The organism is Pseudoduganella violacea (genome assembly GCF_014191875.1).
In the GTDB taxonomy this organism is placed as follows: domain Bacteria; phylum Pseudomonadota; class Gammaproteobacteria; order Burkholderiales; family Burkholderiaceae_D; genus Rugamonas; species Rugamonas violacea_A.
The window spans coordinates 187,553-209,218 of record NZ_JACHXD010000012.1 but is presented as its reverse complement, the minus strand read 5'-3'; the positions used below and the strand labels follow the sequence as shown (position 1 = coordinate 209,218).

Annotated in this window: 2 protein-coding genes; both read right to left on the bottom strand. The window is 70.5% G+C overall.

What is annotated here, in order from left to right:
* Nucleotides 1-95 precede the first annotated feature (95 nt).
* A complete protein-coding gene (locus FHS03_RS20125) occupies nucleotides 96-7,973 on the bottom strand; it encodes an alpha/beta fold hydrolase (protein ID WP_183442719.1) in 7,878 nt (2,625 codons plus the stop codon).
* Between the two features lie 42 nt (nucleotides 7,974-8,015).
* Nucleotides 8,016-21,581 (bottom strand): SDR family NAD(P)-dependent oxidoreductase, encoded by a 13,566-nt coding sequence (locus FHS03_RS20120; protein ID WP_183442718.1) that lies wholly within the window; start codon nucleotides 21,579-21,581, stop codon nucleotides 8,016-8,018.
* Nucleotides 21,582-21,666: the final 85 nt, after the last annotated feature.

Below are 21,666 nucleotides of genomic sequence, written 5' to 3'. Positions count from 1 at the left end.
CCGTCCAGGGCGGAGCCCTCCGCCCTACCGCCGCCAGCGCGCCCTGCCGCCGCGCGGTTTTTCCGGCGGACGCGTACCGCCGTCCGGCGCCTCCCTCAAGGTAGTGCCGCTTCCTGCTCTTGATCGTCCGCCGCCGGCTGCGAACGGCCTGGATGCGTCTTGTCCAGGAAGCGCAGCAGTGCCTTGCGGAAGGCCTCGGGATGGGTCAGGAACGGCACATGGCCCGCGCCCTTGAGCCGCACCAGCTTGGCCCCCGGGATCAGCGACACCAGCCGTTCGCTATGGCGCGGCTGGTCGAAGCGGTCCAGCGTTCCGGCCACAATCAGCACCGGCAGCGCGAGATGCGGCAGCGCCGCGCTCACGTCGAAGCGGGTCAAGGCGTCCAGATAGGCCACCCCGTCGAGCGCGCCCAACACCTGGCTGCCGTCCAGCACCGCGCGGATGTGCCGTTGCCGTTGCGGCCCGGCCTTGCAGCCCGGTTCGGCGAAGACCTGCTCCAGATCGTCCTCGTACAGCCGGCGCAGCGATGCCGGCGGCCGCTGCGCGGGGGCCGCCGCTTCGAAGGCGCCCATGGTACTGACCAGCATCAGCGCGCGGCATTGCCGCGGCCGCAACAGCGCCGCCTTTTGCGCGATCAAGCCGCCAAAGGACCAGCCCAGAATGGCCGTCTCGCCCCAGGCGGCGGCGTCCAGCACCTCGAACAGGTGCGCCGCCACGGCGTCCAGATCGCCGCTGCCGATGCTGCTGCTGCGGCCCAGCCCCGGATAGTGGTAGACCATCACCTCGTACTGCGCGGTCAGCGCCGCCAGATGATCGAGGAAGACGCTGCCGCTCATGCCCAGACCGGGAATGAGCAGCAGCCTCGGTCCCTGGCCGCCCCGGAATACCTCGGCCACGCCGTGCTTGACGCCGATCATGGCGGCGCGCAGCGGCGGCACCAGCCATTGCTGGTAGGCCTGGTCCGGCGCGGCGGGCGCGCTGGGCGGCGCCGGCAAGCGCGCCGACAGCGCGGCCAGCGTGGTGTTGTCGGCCAGCGCGTGCGCATCCAGGTCGATGCGCAGCGCCGCGCGCAGCGACTGCAGCAGCATCAGGCGCGCCATCGAGTCCAGGCCCAGCTCGGCCAAGGTCTGCTCCGGCCGAGGAACGGCTCCCGGCGCCAGGAATTCGGCCACGCAGGCGCGCAGGGCCGGGGCCAGCGAGACGGTCCCCTGCACCTGTCCCGGCGCGGCAGGCGCCGTGGCGGCGGGCCAGAAACCGGACTCGCGCAGCGGATATCCTGGCAAAGCGAGAGGCGGCGGCGGGCGCGTGCCGTGCAAGCCTGCCCACGACACGCTTTGCCCTGCCAGCCAGCGGCTGGCCAGCAGCTGCGCCGCCGCATGCCCTGGCGCCTGGGCGGCGCTGGCCGGCGCCGGCCGGCCGTGCAGGTACAGGCGCGCGCCGGTGGCTGCGTCCGCCTGCGCCAGGTAATGGCGCAGCCCTTCCAGCAGGCCGCTTCGATCGTCGGCCACCAGCGCCAGTCTTTCGCGCATGGCCACACGTCCGGTTTGCAGCGTGCGCGCCACGCTGTCCAGCGCTGTTTGCGCATTGCTTTCCAGGTGGGCCAGCAGCGCCTGCGCGGCGCCGCGCAGCGCCTGCGGATCGCGCGCCGACAGCGGGAATGCCTGCGCTTCGCGGCCTTCCGGCACGGCCGCCTTGAGCGGTTCCCGTGGCGCGGCGGCGATATATTCTTCCAGGATCATGTGGCCGTTTACGCCGCCGATGCCGAAGGCATGCACCGCGGCGCGGCGCGGCAGCGGACGCCCATCGGCGCCGGCCGTGGCCGGCCATGGCAGGTTCTCCGCGCCCAGGCGGAAGCGCGGCGGCAGCGGCAACGACGGTTCCAGCACGCCGAAACCGGGGATCCCCGGGCGCACATGGTGCTGCAGCGCCATGACCACTTTGAGTATGGACGCCATGCTGGCCGCATACTCGCAATGGCCGAAGACCGGCTTCAGCGTGCCGATGACGCAATCGGACGCATCGGGCGTGGCGGCGTAATACTGCGCCAATGCCCGTATTTCCGCCTGGTCGCAGGCGGCCGAACCCATCCCCTGCACTTCCACATAACTGACCGATGCCGGCGCCGTGCCGGCCCGCGCCAGCGCGGCGCCGATGGCGGCGGCCATGCCGCGTTCGTCGGCGGCCATGGCTGATTTGCCTTGGCCGGCATGGGCAATGCCGGTGCCGCGGATGACGGCGTAGATGCGGTCGCCATCCGCTTCGGCGCGCGCCAGCGGCTTGATGATCAGCGCGCCGAGGCCTTCGCCGCGCACATAGCCGCCCGCGTTGGTCTGGAAGGGATGGCATTCGCCGTTCCGGCTCAGGGCGTTGAACGCTTCCAGATCCTGGTAGGCGCCCGCGTCCATGATCAGGTTGGCGGCGGCGACCACCACCTGTTCGCACTCGCCGGCCTCCATCGACTGCAGCGCGCGGTGCACTGCCAGCAGCGCGGAAGCGCATGCCGCCTCGCAGTTTTCGCTCGGGCCTTTCAGGTCGAAGGCGTGGGAAATCCGGTTCGGCAGCATCGAAGGCACGAGCTTCGGAATATGGTGCCCTTGCCGCGCCAGGATGGCCGGATAGTCGCTGGGGCCGGAAGCGATGAAGACGCCGGTGCGCTGTCCACCGTCCCAGGCAATGCCGGCGGCTTCGAAAGCCCGCCATACCTGGGTCATGAGCAGACGCTGCTCGGGACTCATCCAGACCGCTTCCTTGGGCGTCACGCCAAAGCACAGGGGGTCGAAGCCATCGATGCGCTCCAGGAAAGCCCCCCAGTACGTGGCGCCGTCATGCAGCCGCCATTCGGCGCGCGTTGCCGGAGGCGCCGAGATGCGGGAGCTACCCTGTTCGATATGGCGCCAGAAGGCCTGCGGACTGTCCGCGCCGGGAAACAGCGCGCTCATGCCGACGATGGCGTAGCCGGCGTGCTGCGCGGCGGCGGGGGCCGCCGGTAGCGCGGCCTGGGCCGGCGCGGCGGTCGGCACGGCCGCGGGAGGCGCGCTCCAGGACGGGGCGGATGGCACCGGGCGCGGCCGATCCGGCGCTTGCGCCGCGATCGCCGCCACCAGCAAGTCCAGCGTCGGGAACTCGAACAGGATGCTCGACGGCAGCGTCAGATCCAGCGCGGCATTGATCGCCTCGGCCACCGCCACCGCGTGGATGGAATTGAGTCCCAGTTCGGCCAGGCTGCCGGCGCCACGCAGCTGCGCCAGCGAATAACCCTGCGTCTCGATCAGCGCCGCTTCGACCGCCTGGCGCACGGACGATGGTGTGGTGGCGGCATGGTTGGCCGCGGTTGCCGTCGTCGCCATGGCAGGCGCCGGCGGCGCGCTGGCCGCCGGCCGTGCACTGGCGGCGGCCAGCGCATTGAAACTTGGATATTCCGACAGCAGGGAAGACGGCAGGCGCAGGTCGAAGCGCGTGTTGATCGCCTCCGCCAGCTGCACCGCGTGGATGGAATTCACGCCCAGCGCCGCCAGGTCCGGCGCCTGCTCCACCTGGGCGCGTTCGATGCCCAGCACGTCCAGGAAGATCTGCGCCAACGCATCCCTCACCGCGGCCATCGGCTCGGCTGCGGCTACGGCTGGCGGCGATTCCGGCCTGGCGGAGGCCTGCTGCAAGGGGTAGCCGGAGCGGCCGCTGGCCCGCATCCTTTGCAGCGCCACCGGATACGGCGTCGGTTGCGCGATCCGTTCGGCGTTGATGCGCGCGCGCTGCGCGCGGCTCAGGCCCGGCTCCTTGCGCAGCCGGAACAGGCAATAACTGACCCAGCCGCGCTCCAGCGAAATATAGTTGTTGGCGAAGTTGCGGAACGATTCCTTGGCCACCTGCGGCAGCTCGGCGATATTCGCTTCCGCCTCCGGGTCGTACAGGAAGTTGGCGATCTGCGGCGAAACGTCGATCAGCTCATCGATCACCAGGCCCTGGTCCGCGCAAACGTCGATCCAGTCCTGGCGGGTCGAGATATCGATATCGATATTCGGCGCGGTGATGCGCCCCCGCCCGTTGGCGATGAAGTCCATCAGCAGTACCCGGCCATCATCCTCCAGCGCATTGGCGATATTCGAGAACACGCCCTCCTTGTCGCTGATGTGGCAGGTGACTTCAATCCCGATGACCAGGTCGTAACGGCCGGGGAAGCGATCCTTGGCGCTGTCGCGGTGGTGCACCAGCGCCCGGCCGGCCAGGCCGCTGCGGGCGATGCGCTGGTTCGCCAGGCGCGCCTGCGAACCGGTGATGGTGTATCCCTCGGTATGGATGCGCGGATACTGGGCGGCGATCTGGATCACATCGGTGCCCAGGCCGCAGCCGATATCGAAAACGCGGCCGGTGCGCTCGAAGTCCTGCTGGCTGAAGAGCACCTGGCGCATTTCGATCTGGCGCGACTGCATATACGCGAACTGCTCCGGACATTTGGATGGATCGATGAACATGCGCGTCATCGAATGGCCTGGCAGCCGCTCCGGGTAAGGGCATAAGGTCAGGTATTGTTCGCGGAACTCCTCGGAGGCGCCCATCGTGCTGAGCGAATAGAACGCCTCGGCATTGTTGGCATACGCGGCGCCCGCATCGGCTGCCGGCGCTTGCGCCGCAGGCGCCGCCATCTGCGCTACCGGCGGCTGCGCCGGTGCCGCCAACGCGGCGCGCGGACGCCATACCACCTGGCGCTCGAAGGCATACATCGGCAGCTGCAGCAGCTTGCGCGGCGCGCCGGCCGGCGATTGCGGCAGCGGCAGGGCATGGCCAAGCGCCCAAAGCTGCGCCTGGTCGCGCGGGTCGCCCTGCGCCGCCAGCGCCACCAGTTGCGGCGACAGCGAGAGCGCCGGGGCCTGGGTGTCGCCGCTGAACCAGCGCCCGCCGCTGCCCTCCCCCTGAAGCCAGAGCTGCAGCACTTCGGCGAATTCGGCCATGCTGCCGGCCACCACCGCCAAGCGCTTGCTCATGGCCTCGCGGCCGCGGCGCAGGGTCCAGGCCAGGTCCGCCAGATCGCTTTCGGCCAGCTGCGGCAGATGCGCGATCCAGTCGGCGGCGGTGCGCCGCAAGGCCTCCTGCGTATGGGCCGACAGCAGCAACAGGCTGGGTTGCGCCGGCGCGGCGGCGCGTGGCGGCGCAACCCACTCCTCCAGCACCACGTGGGCGTTGACGCCGCCGCCGCCGATGCCGGTGATGCCGGCGCGGCGCGGCACGTCCAGTCCATCGATCTGCAACGGCTGCCAGGGTTCCGCCGCCAGTTGCACTTCAAACGGCAGGCGCGTGAAATCGACATGGCGGTTTCGCTCACCTTCCAGCAGCGTTGGCGCCAGCACGCGCTGGTGCAGCGACATGATTACCTTGGTCAGCTGCGACATCCCGGATGCGGCCTCGCAATGGCCGATATTGGGCTTGACCGAACCGATACGGCGCGCACCGCTGGCGCCCGTACCGTCGCCGAACACTTTCCCCAGCGCCGACATTTCAATCGCGTCGCCCAGTTCGATGCCGTTGGCCGCCGCCTCGATATAAGCGACCGAGCGCGGATCGACGGCAGCCCGCTCCAGCGCGCCGCGCACCACGTCGGCCTGGCGCGCCGGATCGGAGCTGGTGTAGCCGGCCGACCGTCCGTTATGGTTGACGGCGCTGCCGCGTATCACCGCATAGATGCTGTCGCCGTCCTCCAGCGCGAGGCGTAGAGGCTTCAGCACGACGGCGCCGACGCCTTCGCCCGGCACGAAACCTTCGCCGCCGGCGCCGAAAGCGTTGCAGGACTCGCCCTTGGCCAGGAAGCGGCTGGCTGACAGATGCACGTACTTTGCGGGTTCCAGATACAGATTGACGCCGCCCACCAGGGCCAGCCGCCCTTCTCCCTGCAGATAGGCGCATGCCTCGTGCAGGGCGACCAGGGACGATGAGCACATCGTGTCGATCGCCAGGCTTTTGCCCTGGAAGTTCAGCTGGTAGGAAACGCGGTTGGCAAGCGAAGCGAAGGAAGTGGGCGGGAAAGCATACTGCTTGGTGATGGCCGCGAACACACCGGCGCCCCGGCGCTGCTCGGGCGTCAGGCTGGATGGCGGGCAGCCGGCGTCGCGCATGGCGCTCCAGCATGTTTCAAGAAACAGCAACTCCTGCGGATCGGTCATCTCCGCCTCGCGCGGCGGCATGGTGAACAGGCTGGTGTCGAACTCTCCGGCATGGTCCAGGAATCCACCCCATTTGCCGTAGCTGCTCAGTTGCTGCACCGCTTTGGCCGGATCGGCTTCGTAATGCCGCCGCCAATCCCAGCGCGTGGCCGGGATTTCACCGGTGCTGCGCCGGCCGGCCAGCAGATTGGCCCAGAACTCGGCCACATTGGCGGCGCCGGCATAGCGGCCCGCCAAGCCAATGATGGCGATCGGCTCCCAGTCGTTGCCGCGCGCCGGCTCCCTTGCCACGGCAGCTGCGGCGGCGCCGGATGGCGGGAATGCTGGTGCTGGTGCTGGTGCTGGTGCTGGCGCCGATGATGGCACTGCCGCCGTGGCTGCGGCGCTGGGCGGCGGCGCCACGCCGCAGGCGGCGGCCAGCCGCGCGCCGTGGTGCTGCAAAAGATAGCCGCACAGGGCTGCCGCCGTCCTGTGCTCGAAAAACGCCGTGCTGTCGATGTCGCCCAGCGTTTCGGCCAGCCGCGCCGCCAGCTGCGTGGCCAGGATGGAATCGAGCCCGTAGCTGCTCAAGGATTCCTCCGGCAGGATCTGCTGCGCCGGCATGCGCAATACGTGCGCGATCTGCGCGGTGACAAAGGCCAGCGCGGCATCCGCCGCCACGCCCGGCGCAACGGCGACATCCGCCGTTGCGCCCGGGACCGCCGCTGGCGCCTGCGCCGGAGCGGCGGCGCGCTGTGTCCGTAGCACGCCATCGCTCTGCGCGATGATCAGCTGCTGGCCCAGATGGTGCACGTCCTTGGCGGGGAACAGCACGCCTGAATATCCTTCACCGCGCAGCACGGCCTCCCAGTTTTCGGGACTCAGCCCGGGTGAGCCGGGCAAGCGCAGTTCATCGTCTTCAAAGCGCCACCAGCCGTCGAGCAGGCCGAAGGTGAGGTGCAGGTAGATGCTGCTGCCGATCATCTCGTTGATGAAGAACAGGCCATTGCGCCGCAGCAGGCTCTTGGCGTGTCCCACCGTGCCGCGGATATCGCGGGTTGCGTGCAGCACGTTGGTGGCAAGGGCGATGTCATATACGCCGGTCTCGAAGCCCTGCGCCGCAGGCGGCTGCTCGATATCGAGCAGCGCGGTCTTCAGGTAAGGCGCCAGCGCGCCGAACTGGCTTTCGCCCACCTGCAGGAACGCCTTCGACAGGTCGGTATAGGCATATTCGGCAATATGGCCGCTGTAGGGGCGCAGCGCTTCCAGCAGGCGGCCGCTGGTGCCGCCCGTGCCCGCGCCGATTTCCACCATGCGCAAGCGCACGGCGGGATCATGGGCGATGCGCGCCTCGACGTAGCGCACCAGGTTCTCGGTCAGAACCTGGTTGAAGTGGTCGGCCACATGGTTGTTCTTGTAGATGTCCTGCACGCGTGCCATCGAGCCGTTCGGGAACAGCACATCGGTGGCGCGCACCCTGCCCGTCAGGATCGCCGGCAAGACTTCCAGCGTCGCTTCCAGCAGCGTGACATAGGCGGCCAGCTCCGGCGGCATGCGCCACTGCTCCCGGCCCTGGCGCCATTGGCGCGCCACCTCGGCTGCTTGCAGCGTGGCGTCCGCATGCCACAATCCCCCTTCCAGGCGAACCAGGCCCGCCTCCTGCAGCTGCGCCAGGCTCGCGTCGAGCCAGCGCCGGAAGGGAGGCTGCACGCACGCAGCCAGCGCCTGCGGCGCCTGCCCGCCCGCGCCGGGCGCCAGAATGCCGATCGTTTGCAGTTGCGCCAGCAGCCATTGCCGCAGCAGGCCATCCATTGCCGCCGCCTTCATTTCATTTTGTTCCATCGTCTCGATCTCGTCCCAGGTAAAAGGCGCAAGCGCGCGCCATCAAGTCATCGTTTGAAACAAGGCCCGCCGTGCCGCATCGGGGCGGCGCCGGGCCTCAAGCCACGCGGCAATGGCGCGCAATGTGCCGCACCGCGCGCAATCCGCGCCGGTCAGCACTTCGGCGTTGCCGGTCAATTCATTGCATGCCCGCGCCAGCCACTCGAAGCCGGCGGCGTCGAAGCCGTATTCCAGCAGCGGACAGTCGGCGTCGAGCTGCGGCGGCGCCACGCCGATGCGCTGCCCCGCCAGCCGCTGCAGGGTCTCCAGCATTCCGCCTTGTTGCGATCCCAGCAAGTCGAGCAGCGCCGGCGCTTCGTCGGCCACGGCGGTACCGGTGTTGTCCTGCTCCAGCGTCTTCAGCACGCCGAGCTGGCCCGCCGCCCCGCCCAGGAAGCGGCGCAGCAGGCCCAGCCCTTCCGCCACTTCGATCGAGCCGATGCCGAGGCTGGCCATGCGCAGGCGGTAAGCTTCATGGGCGACAGCGCCCACACTGCCCCAATATCCCCAATTGACCGTTTTCACGGGATACGGCAGTTCGCGATCCAGCTTGCGCGCCAGCGCGTCCTGGAAGGTGCAGCCGGCCGCATAATTGGCTTGGCCCGGAGCGCCGCCGAACGCGATCATCGAGGAGAAGAACAGCATGAAATCGAGCGGCTCGCCGGCCAGCGCGGCCGCCAGGCCGAGCGCCACGCCAGCCTTGGCGTGCAAGGCGGAGATAAAGCGCGCCTCGCTCATCTCGGCCACGCTCTGGTCGGCCAGCACCAGGGCCGAGTGCAGCACGCCATGGATGGCGCCATGCCGCGCCTTGATCGCGGCGCAGGCCGCGCGCATGGCCGGAACATCCGCGGCGTCGACCTGCCAGTACTCCGGCGCCAGCCCGCCATCGGCGGCGGCGGCGATGGCCGCTTCGATGCCGGCGTCCGGCGCGCGCCGTCCCAGCCAGACGATGCGGGCGCGATGGCTGCGTATCAGCGCGGCCGACCAGGCTGCGCCGATGCCGCCGGCGCCGCCGGCCACCACGTAGACGCCGCCCTGGCGGTACGGTGTCGCCGCTTCGGGCAGGGCGTGGCCAGGCGCCAGGTGTTGCCGGTACCAGCGTCCGGCGCGGTAAGCCAGCGCCTTGCCCTGCCCTGGCAGCTCCAGCCCTTGCAGGCTGTCCCACGCCAGCTCCTGCCGCGCGGGCAAGTCCAGCAACTCGATCCGCCAATGCGGATATTCCGCCGCCAGGGTCGCCGCCAGGCCGTGCACGGCCGCGTCTTCTGGCCGCAGCTCGTCATCGTCGCCGATCGCCACCGCCTGGCGCGTCAGTACCGTCAAGGTCAGCGGCCGCGTGCCGTAGCCGGCCGCCAGCAAGGCCTTGCAGCAGCGCAGCAAGGCGATGACGCGCTGCCGCTGCGCCTGGGCCAAGGCCGGATCGGTGGACGCCAGCGCCGCGCCCTGCGGCGCCAGCCACACCAGGCGCTGCAGGGCGGGAGCGCCGGCCAAGGCGGCGCCGATCTCCTCGACCGGCGCGTCCGGCGCGCAAACGTGGACGCGCGCATGCGGCGCGCCGGCCTGCAAGGCGGCCAGCCGTGCCGCGTCGCTGCCCAGCAGCAGCGTCGCTTGCGCGGCTCCAGGCCGCCCGGCCTGCGGCGTCGCGCGCCACACCGGCTGCAGTAACGTCAGCGGCGCGGCCGGCGGCGGCGTGGCGGGCTGCCCTTGGGCCAGCAGCGACAGCATGGCCGGCGCCTCGCGCCCGGCTATGTCCTGCGGCGCAAGCGGCTGCCGTGCTTGGGCCGCAGGCGCGCCAGGCGTCGCCGCCAGGCGCGTCACACCATAGCGTTCGCCCTGGAATGGATAGGCCGGCAAATGCAGGCGCTGCGGATGGACCGTCCCATGCAAGCCTACCCAATCGACCGCCAGGCCCTGGCTCCAGGCCAGTCCCAGCTGCTCCCAATCGCCGCCGTCGAACCATGCCTGAACGCGCGCCGCGTCCACCGGCACCGGCGCGGCCTGCCTTTGCTCCTTGAGCGAGGCCCTGAAACAGCCTGGCGGCAAGGCCGCGCCGGAAATAAAGGCTCTCAGGCCGGCGCGCAATTGCTCCGGCGTCGCCGCGCGCAGGGCCAGTCTTTCGTCCATCGGCAGCCGTCCTGCCTGCAAGGTGTACGCGATGCGCTCCAGCGCATCGGAAGGCAGATCGTCCTGTGCCAGCAAGGCCAGCAACTGGCGCGCGCGCGCCAGCAGGCGCTCAGGATCACGCGCCGACAGCAGTACCAGTACCTCGCGCCGGCTTCCGGCGCCGGCCGGCGCCGGGCTGACATGCTCGCGCAGCACCACCGCCGCGTTGGCGCCACCGGCGCCGAACGAAGACACGCTGGCGATCCTTGCGCCGCCCACCGGGACATCCCAGGCCTGCAGGCTGTGCTGCAGGCGGAACGGGGTGCGCGTAAAGTCGATCTCGGGATTGGCCTGCTCGGCATGCAGGGTCGGCGCCAGCATGCGGTGCTTCATCTGCAGCAGCACCTTGGTCACGCCGGCGATGCCCGCCGCGCTCTCGGTATGGCCGATATTCGTCTTGACCGATCCCAGGGCGCAGAACTGGCGTTCCTGCGTATGCCGCTCAAAGGCCAGCGTCAGCCCGCGCACCTCGATCGGATCGCCCAGCGCGGTGCCGGTGCCATGCGCTTCCACATAGCTGACCATGCGCGGCGTCACGCCGGCCCGCTGGTAGGCCTGGGCCAGCACGTCGGCCTGCGCCTGCGGGCTGGGCACCGTATAGCCGTGGGTCTTGCCGCCGGCGTTGAGGGCGCTGCCCAGCAACACGCCGTGAATGTCGTCGCCGTCGGCCAGGGCCTGGCGCAGCGGCTTGAGCAGCATGGCGCCGACGCCTTCGCCGTCCACAAAGCCGTTCGCATGCGCGCCGAAAGCGCGCACCTGCGGGCCGTCGCTCAGCATATTCATGGCCGACAAGCGCTGATAGTGCGCCGGATCCGTGACCAGATTGACGCCGCCGACCAGGGCGCAGTCGATACTGCCTGAACGCAGCGCGTCCAGCGCCAGGTGCAGCGCCGTCAGCGAGGAGGAACAGGCGCTGTCAACCGCCATGCTCGGACCGCGGAAATCGAACAGGTAGGAGATGCGGTTGGCGATCGACCAATGCCTTACGCCGGTCGGATAATTGGCGTTCATCACGCCGACGTACACACCGACCCGCTTGTCGCGGCTGAGCGTTGCCGGCACATGGCCGGCGTCCTCGATGCAGCAATAGGCCTGTTCGACGAAGAGCCGCTCTTGCGGGTCCATATTGTGCGCTTCGGCCATGGCGATCTGGAAGAAGAGCGGGTCGAAGCGGTCGATCTCGTCGATAAAACCGCCGTAGCGGGAACTGATCGGCGCCAGTCCCCCGGCCGCGCCCGGCGCATAGTCGCGCCAGTTCCAGCGCGCGGCGGGGATTTCGCCGATGGCGCTGCGGCCCGAACGCAGCAACTGCCACAATTCGTCCAGCGTGGCGGCGTGCGGATAGCGCCCGGCCAGGCCGATCACGGCAATTTCGCCGTTGTCGGCAACGGCATCGTCCTGGGCCGCCGCGCCGGCCAGCCAGGACGCCGCGCCGTCGGACACGCCGGCGGCCACCGGTGCGGCCGGCGCGGTCTGCGCCGGCGCGCCGGCCGGCTCGCCCAGCAATGCCGCCACCGCCGCCGCATGGCGCGCCAGGAAGTGCCCGGCCAGCGCGTCGAGGGTATTGTGCTCGAACAGCAGCGAGGCCGGCACATCGTCGAACACCGCGCGCAAGCCGCTGGTGATCTGCTGCACCGTGATCGAATCGATGCCATAGCGCTCCAGCGTCTGGTCGCCGGCAATCCGCGCAGGGTCGATCTCCAGGGTTGCGCCGATCAACTGGCGCAGCCAGTTCAGCAGGCTGTCGCGCTGGCCGGCCGTGGCGACGCTTCTGGGCGGCACCACGGCTGCGGCAACGGATGGGGCCTGGGGCGCGGCCGGCGTTTCCACGGCGGCCGGCAGCAAGACAACGCCGTCGCTGAAGGCCGCCACCACCTGCTGGCCGGCCGCATGCGCGGCGGCGGCCGGGAAGGCCACCTGCTGGAAACCGCTCAGTTCCAGCACCGCTTGCCACTGCCGGGGCGCCAGCCCCGGACTTCCCGCCAGGCGGACTTCGTCGTCGTCAAAGCGCCACCAGCCGTCGAGCAGGCCGAAGGTCAGGTGGGTGTAGGCCTGGAAGGTGCTCAGCTCATTGAGCAGCAATAGGCCGCCCTGTTTCAGCAAGGCGTGCGCATGGGCCAGCGTGGTCTGCATCTTGCGGGTCGCGTGCAGGACATTGGCGGCGATCACCACATCGTAGTGTCCCGCCGCCAGGCCCTGGGCCGTGGGGGCTTGCTCCACGTCGAAGATGCGGCACTCCAGCTGCGGCCACGCCGCGCCGAAACTGTTGCGGCCGTGCGCCAGGAATGCCTTCGACAGGTCGGTATAGCAGTATTCCTCGATCTGGGCGGCAAAGGGTTGCAGGCGCGCCAGCAGGGCTGCCGTGGTCGCGCCGGAACCCGCGCCGATTTCCAGGATGCGCAGACGGGCCGCCGGTACGGCCTGGCGGCACTGCTCCAGGTAAGCCAGCAGGGTGTCGCCCAGCACGGCGTTGAAGTGGTCGGCAACGGCGCTGCCTTGGTATACGCCCGCCACCATCGCCATCGATCCGCCGGGGAACATGATGTCGGTCGCCAGCGTGTCGCCGCGCAGAATCGCCGGCAAGGCTTCCAGCGTGGCGTCGACCAGGGCCAGTTGCTCGCCGCTGCCCGCGCCGGCGCTCCAGCGCTGGCGCAGCTCCGGCCAGCGCCGCCCCGTGTCCGCCGTCTGCGCCGGCGGCAGCACGGTGTCCGCGCCCTGCCGGCCCAGGTAGCCTTGCCGCAGCAACAGGCTGACGCTGGCGTCGAACCAGCGCCGGTAGCGGCCGGCGATGCCCAGCCGCGCTGCCAGCGCCGTCTGCGGCACGCCTTCGGCGGGCCAGTCCAGCAGGCGCAGTTGCGCCGCCATGCGTTCGAGCAGGGCCTGTTCCAGCTCCGCCATGCCGGCCGCGTCCCAGTCCAAGCTGCGGGTTGCCGGCGGCGCGCGCCAGCCGCGCACCGGCGCGGCCTGGTCTGCGGCCAGCAGCCAGCCGCGGTAGACCGGCGCCGGCGCATGCGGCCGCAAGGCGTGCACCATGGCCAGCTGCTCGTGCGCGGACGCCAGCAGCAATTCCAGCGCCGCCATCGCCGGCCCGGTCTCGATGGAACCGATTCCCAGTTCCGCCATCCGCTTGCGGTAGGCCGGGGTGGCCACCGCACCGATGCTGCCCCAGTAACCCCAGTTGATCACCTTGACCCGGCACGCCAGCTCGCCGCGCAGCGCCTGGGCGAAAGCGTCGGCGTAGGTGCAGCCGGCGGCGTAATTGCTCTGCCCCGCGTTGCGCGCAAAGGCGTTGAACGAGGAGAAGAACAGCACAAAGTCGAGTCCCCGCTGCTGGCGCGCCAGCGCGGCAAGGCCATGCGCCACCTGCACCTTGGCATGCAGCACACGCGCAAAGCCGGTCTCGTCCAGTTCCGCCAGCGAACTGTCCTGCAGCACCATGGCCGCGTGCACCACCCCGTGCAACGCGCCAAAGCGCGCCGCCACTTCGGCGCCCGCCCGGCACAGAGCCTCGGCATCGGCGGCGTCGACCGGCAGATACAGGGGCGCCCGCCCGAGCTGCGCCAGGCGCGCCAACTGCGCCTGGATCGCGGCATCGGCGGGACGCCGGCCCAGCCACACCACCTGGGCGTCATACTGGCGGATCAGGTATTCGCTGTATGCCACGCCCAGACCACCGGCGCCGCCGATCAGCAAATACACGCCGCCTTGGCGGTATGCGCTTTGGACCACGGCATGCGGCGCCACCGGCAGCAGACCGGCGCGCAGCCACAGGCCCTGGCGATGCGCCAGGGCGTCGCCCGCCGCGCTGGCGGGCAGGCGCAGCATTTCTTCCACCGCGGGCGGCGCTTCCGCCGCCAGGTCGGCCAGACGGACCTGCCAATGCGGATACTCCTTGGCCAGCGCGCCGACCAGCCCGTGAATGGCCGCCTGCGCCGGGTCGGCGCGCTGCGCCGCGCCGCAAGCCACCGCGTTGCGCGTCACGAACAGGCAATCGAGGCGGTGCCGGCCGGCCCCGGCCGCGAGCAGCGCCTTGATCCAATGGAAGCAGGCCATCACGCAGTCGCCCGCCTCTCCTTCCGGCGCAAGCCACAGCAAGGCCCGGGTGGCGGCCAGCGTTCCAGCCAGCGCCGGATCGGCCCAGCCGCCCATTCCTGCCAGGCGCGCCGCGCCGAAGGACCGGCGCAGCTCTTGTTCCGTATAGGGGCCGGCGCCGACGATCAGATCGGGGACGAAACCGTCCGATGGCGGCACAGCCGCGATTTCCCAGCGCGGCGCGAACAGCAGATCGCCCGTGGCGCCCGGCATGCGCGCCGGCTCCGCGCGCGCAGCCAGGACCGGCGCCGCCGGCAACGCGGCCGGCTGGCTGGCGCGCAGGCAGAGATTGCGCGCGCTGGCGCAAGCGGCGCCATGCTGGTCGTACAGATCGATGTCCAGGACCTGCAGTTCCGGCCGCGCGGCGGCCAGTTCGCTCACGCGCAGTACCGCATACATGCTTGGCGTCAGCGGCCCGTGGATGTCGAGCGCGTCGAGCGAGAACGGCATCGTCGCCCCGCCGCCGCCGTTTCCGGCGAATACGCCCAGCGCGGCCTGGAACGCCGCATCAAGCAGGCCGGGGTGCAGAACGAAGCCGGAACCGGCCGCCTGCGGCAAGTCCAGCCGCGCCACGGCCATGCCATCGCCCAGGTGCAGGCGCGCCAGTCCGCGATGGAAGGGACCGTACTCGATCCCCATGCTCTCGAACGTGCGGTAAGCCGTATCGCTGTCGAGCTGCCGCTGGCCGCAAGTCTGCAGCAGCGCGCCAAGGTCGGCCGCCGCCATCGGCGCCGGCGCCGTCAATACGGCCTCGCCGCTGCTGCATGCCTGCCAGCCGCCGGCGTTCTCGGTCTCGATCTGCCACAGCACGCGCTCGGCGCCGCGCTTGTTCAAGGTGACGCGCAGCGTCGTTCCCGCATCGGCGGCGAGCGGCCGCAGCCACGCGATATTCTGCAACTGCAGCGCCGGCGTTGCCTGCGCGCTGGCTTGCTCGATGGCCGCGCGCGCCAGTTCCAGTTGGGCCGCGCCCGACAGCAGCTTGCGGCCGGCCACGCGGTGGTCCGCGAACCAGGCTTCGTCGCCGCTGAAATGCGATATGAAGCAGTGCTGCGCGAACGTGGAGTGGTTGCGCTGCAGGAGGGGATGCAGCCAGGCCCCCGCGCCCGGCGCGGCCATGGCCGGCGCATCGATCCAATAGCGTTCGCGCGCGAACGGATAGGTCGGCGCGCCGATGCGGCGCGCGCGCCGCGCGCCGGGCAGCGACAACCAATCCACCGCCGCGCCATCCAGCCAGGCCGCCAGCGCCGGCGCCAGGCCGGCAAACGCCTGCGGCGCCTGCACGGCGGGCAGCTTGGCCAGCGTGCTGGCATGGCCGGCTTGGCCGGGCCGGGTAAGGTAGTCGTCCAGCTGGGTTTCCAGCTCCTGCAGCGAACGCACCACCAGGGCCAAGCGGCATTCCCAGTGATCGCGTCCGGTCTGCAGGGTGTATGCCAGGTCCGGCAAGGCCGCGGCATCGAAACGTCCCGCCGCCAGCGCCGCCCGCAACTGCCGCGCCGCCTCTTGCAGGCGCGCCGGATCGCGTGCCGTCAGCAAGACCGCAAATTCCCGCTGTTGCGTGGGTTGTTCCGGCGCCGGCCGGCCTTGATACTGCTCCACCACCACGTGGGCGTTGGCGCCGCCCGCGCCGAACGAAGAGATGCCGGCAATGCGCGGGGCCACGCGGCGCTGGCCGCTGGCGTCGGTGTACTCCGGCGCCACCCAGTCCGTCAGCTCCCGCTGCAGGAAGAAGGGACTGTCTTCCCAGGCCAGATGGGGATTGACCGTCGCCGCGTGCAGCGAAGGCGCCAGTTTGCCATGCCGCATCTGCAGCAGCACCTTGGTCAGGGCGCTGATGCCGGCCGCGCTCTCGCAATGGCCGATCATGGACTTGACCGAACCGATGGCGCAGAAACGGCGCTGGTCGGTAAAGTCGCGGAACGCCTTGTTCAGCCCCGCCAGCTCGATCGGATCGCCCAGCGCCGTGCCGGTGCCGTGCGCTTCCACATAACTGACCAGGCGCGGCTCGACGCCCGCGCGGCGGTAAGCGCGCCCAATGACCTCGGCCTGGGCATCCGGATTGGGCACCGTAAAGCCGTTCGCCTTGCCGCCATGGTTGATCGCGACCGCGCGGATCACGCCGTGGATGCGGTCGCCGTCGGCTTCGGCCTGCGCCAGCGGCTTGAGCAGCACCACGCCCACGCCCTCGCCCGGCACATAACCGTCGCCGCCTTCGCCGAAGCTGGCGCAGCGCCCGCTGCTGGAAGCGAAGCGGCCCTGGGCCAAGGCGATGAATTTATTCGGATGCACCGACAGATTGACGCCGCCGGCCAGGGCTATCCGGCAGGCGCCCGAAGCCAGGCTGTCGCACGCCAGGCTAAGCGCCGTCAGCGACGAAGAGCACATGCTGTCGACCGCCATGCTGGGGCCGTGCAGGTCGAAAAAGTGCGATACGCGGTTGGCCACCGAAGCCGCATTGCCGGGCAAGGCCATCTGCCGTCCGGCCAGTGTATGCTGCGCGCCGTACAACTGGTATTCCTCGTACATCACGCCGGCAAAAACGCCGATATTGCGCTCCTTGCCGTGCGGCCGGGCCGCGCCCAGGGCCGCGCGCGGGTAGCCGGCGTCTTCCAGCGCCGCGCTGGCGCACTGCAGGAACAGGCGCTCCTGCGGATCCATGATGCGCGCCTCCTTCGGCGACAGATTGAAAAACAACGGGTCGAATTCATCGTGGCCGTCGATGAAGCCGCCCCACTTGGCGTATGTGTCGAAGCGTTGCGCATCCCAGCGCCCGGCTGGAATCGGCTCGATGCAGTCGAGTCCAGCCGCCAGATTGCTCCAGAACTGTTCCAGGTCGTTGGCCTTGGGATAGCGGCCCGCGATGCCGATGACCGCAATCGGCATCGCGGTGGCGGCGTGGGCGGACGCCGGCGCCGCCGGCTGCGGCGCGGATAGCGGGGCATTGGCGCTTGGCGCGCGGTCCGGCGCCTGGATTTCCTGCCCTGCCAGCGGCGCCGGCCCGCCGAACAGCTGCGCGCAGCGGCCGGCATGGGCCTGCAGGAAGTAGGCGGTCAGCTCGTCCAGCCGCCGGTATTCGAAGAACAGGGTCTTGGGCAAGGGGCCGAACAGCTGTTCGAGCTGGCGCGTCAGGCGCATGACGACAATGGAGTCCACGCCATACTCGTCAAAACCGCTGGTTTCAACGATGTCGTCGGCCGGAATGCCGAACGCGTCGGCAAACGCCGCCTTGAAATACGCCAGGCCGCCAGCCAGCTGCGCCTCATCCGGCGCGGCTGCGGCGCTGTCTTCCGCCGTCCCTGCAAGCGGCGCGGAACCGTGCCGCTGCCAGGCGGCCAAGCGCGCCGCGTCGCCGTGCAGCACCGCCACGCTGGCGGCGCCCGCCCGCAGCGCCGCGTACAGGCAACGCCAGGCGGCGGCCGGCGGCAGCGGCCGCAGACCGGCGGCCGCCATGGCCGCCAGGCTGTCGGGATCGGGTTGCATGCCGGCCGCGTCCCACAGCGGCCAGGCGATCGAGCAAGCCAGGCCGCTGCGCTCGCCGCGCGCCACCAGCGCCTTGCGCAGCGCGGCATGGGCGTCGAGGAAGCCGTTGGCGGCGGCATAATCGGCCTGTCCGGCATTGCCGAACCAGGCCGCCACCGAAGAGAACATCAGCAGGAAATCGAGCCGCATGCCGGCCGTCGCGCGGTCGATGTTCAGCAGGCCGGCCACCTTCGGCCGCAGCACCGCCGCGATGTCGCCATCCTGTTTATTGAGCAGCAAGGCGTCGCGCCGCGTGCCGGCCGCGTGCACCACGCCGCTGAACGGCCCATAGGCCTGGCAATATTCGCCGACCAGGGCCTGTACCGCATCCCCGTCGCTGATATCGAGCTGGCGGTAGTCGACGCTGGCGCCGCGTGCGCGCCATTCGGCCAGACGCTGCGCGCCCTGCGGCGCCGGCGCCGAACGGCCGCTGAGCAGGATGCGGGCGCGCGGCGCATGCGCCAGGATCTCGTCCGCCAGCAGCGCCCCCAACGCGCCCATGCCGCCGGTGATCCAGTAATGGCCGTCGTCGCGCCAGGGCGCCGGCGCCTCATCGGCCGGCAAGGTATGCAGTTCGCGCTGGCGCAGAACCGCATCCGCGTAGCGCAGCGTGTCGGCGCCGCAGCGCGCGGCCGCCTGGACGGCGGCGGCGACGCGTTCGGCGTCGGCGGCCGTTTCCGCGTCGAGTTCAATCACTTGGCCGCGCAAGCGCGGCGTTTCCAGCGCCGCCGTGCGCAGCAGGCCCGCCACGCCGGCCAACGCCTGGCTGGCAGGGTCCTGGTCCAGCACGATCTGCAGCAGGCAGTGTTCGCCCGGCGTGCGCATCACTTCGCGGCCGATGTCGGCCAGGCGCTGCACCAGGGCGGCATACGCTTCGCCGGTCTCGGTCGCGCCGATGGGATAGGCGCTGACCAGGGCGTCCGGCAGGCAGCCGGGCAAGCGTTCGGCGTGGCGCGCCAGCCGGCCCAGCAAGATCACATGTTGCAGGCTGGCCGGCGCGGCGGGCGCGCTGGAAGGCTGGCGCGGCGCCGCCCAGCCGGCTTGCAGCAGCACGGTGGCGGGCGCGGCAGCCGTCTCGGCCAGGACCAGGCCTTGCAGACGCGCGCAGACGCGGCCGTCCTCCCGGCAGATGCGGATGGCGACGCTGAAGCGGTCGCCGGAAGCGTCCTCGCGCTCGATGGCAATCCAGGCCGCGTCGCGGCAGGATGCCAGCACGTCCAGCCGGTCTATCCCGGCAGGCAGGCGCGCGGCGCCGTCGCCGGCCGTGCCGAGCGCCAGCCCGAGCACGCCCTGCAGGGCGGCATCGACGATCCCCGGTGGCATCAGGACGGCGCCATCGTCGGCCGGCATTCCTGGCGCCAGCGCCAGGCGCGCCAGCACATGCGTCGCGCCGTGCTGCAGACTGCCGAGCAGGCGGTGCGAGGGGCCGTAATGCAGCCCCATGGCGTCGAACAGGGCGTAGCATTCGGCGCCCTCGGCCACACGGTCGGGCGCGCAGTGCTGCTGGCGCCATTGCGCAATATCGATCGATTCGTCCGGCATGCCGGCGAAGCTGGCGCGGCCGGAACAGTACAGGCCCGCGGCGCCGGGCAAGGCATCGTCGTTCACGCGGAACACCAGCTCGCCGGCGCCGGCATCCAAGGTCAGCGTCAAAACCAGCGCCGCGCCCTGGCTGCCGTCCAGCGGCCGGTGCCAACGCACATCGCGCAAGCTGGGCGCGGCGCCGGGGGCGGCCTGCAGCAGCGATGACTGGCAGAGCGCGGCGCGCACCAGTTCCAGATACCAGGCGCCCGGCACCACCGCCTGGCCGCCGACCCGGTGGTCGACCAGGAAAGCGGCATGCCGTTCGATACGGCATTCGATCCTTTCCTCCTCGCCAATACGGGTGCGGCGTCCCAGCCAGGGATGCGCGAGCGGCGCCGGCCCGGCCTCCGGCGCGGGAGCGCTGAACCAATGGCGCTCCTGCGCAAAGGGATACAGCGGCAGGCGCTGCCGCGCAGGCCGCTGCGCCCCCCCGTACCACGCCTGCCAATCGACGGCGCCGCCGCCCGCCCAGTATGCGCCCAGCGCATCCAGGTCGCGCGCCTTCAGCGCGGCTGCCACATCCAGCTTGGGCCTGGCCTTCCCCGGTCCGCGCCAGCTGCCCGGCGCCACATCGCCCTGCGCCGCGGCCGCCAGCTGCCGCGCCAGCTGCGCCAGCGAGTCCGCGCGCAATGCCAGCCGCTGCGCCATGGGCGCGCGCGTGGTCTGGCTGGCGTAGGCCAGTTCGGCCAGGCTGGCCTGGTCGCCGCGCGCCAGCGGCAGGTAAGCCTGTATCAGGGCGTCCAGCTGGGCGCCGGTGCGGGCCGACAGCAGCACCAGCTGGGCGCCATCGTCGCGCGCGGGCTGGCGCGGCGGCGCCTGGTACTGTTCCAGCACCAGGTGGGCATTGGTGCCGCTGAAGCCGAAGGAGCTGACGCAGGCCCGGCGCGCCTGCCCGGCCGGCGCCTGCCAAGGACTCAGGGCCGTGTTGACGTACAGCGGCGACGCGGCAAAGTCGAAGTGCTCGTTCGGGTTCTTGAAATGCAGCGAAGGCGGTATCTGCCCATGCCGCATCGACAGCAGGACTTTCTGGACGCTGGCCACGCCGGCCGCCGCCGAGGTGTGGCCCAGATTGGTCTTGACCGATCCGATGGCGCAGTATTGCAGGGCATCGCTGTCGGCGCGGAAGGCGGCGCTCAGCGCTTCCAGCTCCACCGGATCGCCAAGCTTGGTGCCGGTGCCGTGCATCTCGGCATACTGGATGGTGGCCGCATCGATGGCGTGGCGCTGGTAGACGTCGCGCTGCAGCGCCGTTTGCGCCGCGGCGCTGGGCGCGGTAATGCCATTCGTGCGTCCATCCTGGTTGATGCCGGAAGCGGCGATCAGGCCCACGATATTGTCGCCGTCGCGCTCGGCGTCGGCCAGGCGCTTCAGCACCAGCGCGCCGACGCCTTCGCCCGGCACGAAACCGTCCGCCTCGCGGTCGAAGGTGCTGCAGGCGCCGCGCGGCGACAGCATGCCGGCGGCGCACATGCCGATATAGGCGTCCGCGCTCAGATACAGGCTGACCCCGCCCGCCAACGCCAAGTCGATTTCACCGGCGCGCAAGGCCTGGCATGCCAGGTGCACGGCGACCAGCGAGGAGGAACACGCGGTGTCGATGGGGATCGCCGGCCCTTTCAGATTGAGGTGGTAGGCAATGCGCGCCACGCCGATGGAGAAGGGATTGCTGCTGCTGAAGCCCGCGTCGGGCATGGCGCGCGCCATGGCCGCGCCATACTCGCTGCTCATGATGCCCATGTACACGCCGCAGTTCGCGCCATCGAGCATGGCGCTGTGCAGGCCGGCGTCCTCGAAAGCGTGGTAGGCGGTCTGCAGGAAGAGCCGGTGCTGAGGATCGATCAGCGCGGCTTCGGCCGGCGGGATGCGGAAAAACATCGGGTCGAAGGACTCGGCGCCGTCCAGCATGCCAAGCCATTTGCAGTAGACCTTGCCGGGCCGCCCCGGCACCGGATCGAAATAGTGCGAGACATCCCAGCGGCTGGCCGGGATTTCGCGCACGGCGTTCGTGCCGGAGGCCAGCAGATCCCAGTAAGCCGCCATATCGGGGCTGCCCGGATAGCGTCCCGCCATGCCGACGATGGCAATGGCGTCCTGCCGGTTGCGCGGCAGCGGCGCGTCCTGTCGGGCGGCGTCGCGCAGCAGTTGTTTGGCCCTTTCGGGGGAGATTTCACCGGCACTCAGCTGCCGCAATACCGCCTGCAAGTTTTGCACTGACATATCGTTCTCGTTCCATTTACATGAACACGGGCCGCCTCCACGCCGCATGGCGGCTGGGAGGAGCCACGGAAAAGTGCCTTACATT

Coding starts and splice junctions, on each gene's coding strand:
- FHS03_RS20125 (WP_183442719.1), bottom strand. CDS start 7,973: ATGGAACAAAATGAAATGAAGGCGGCGGCAATGGATGGCCTGCTGCGG.
- FHS03_RS20120 (WP_183442718.1), bottom strand. CDS start 21,581: ATGTCAGTGCAAAACTTGCAGGCGGTATTGCGGCAGCTGAGTGCCGGT.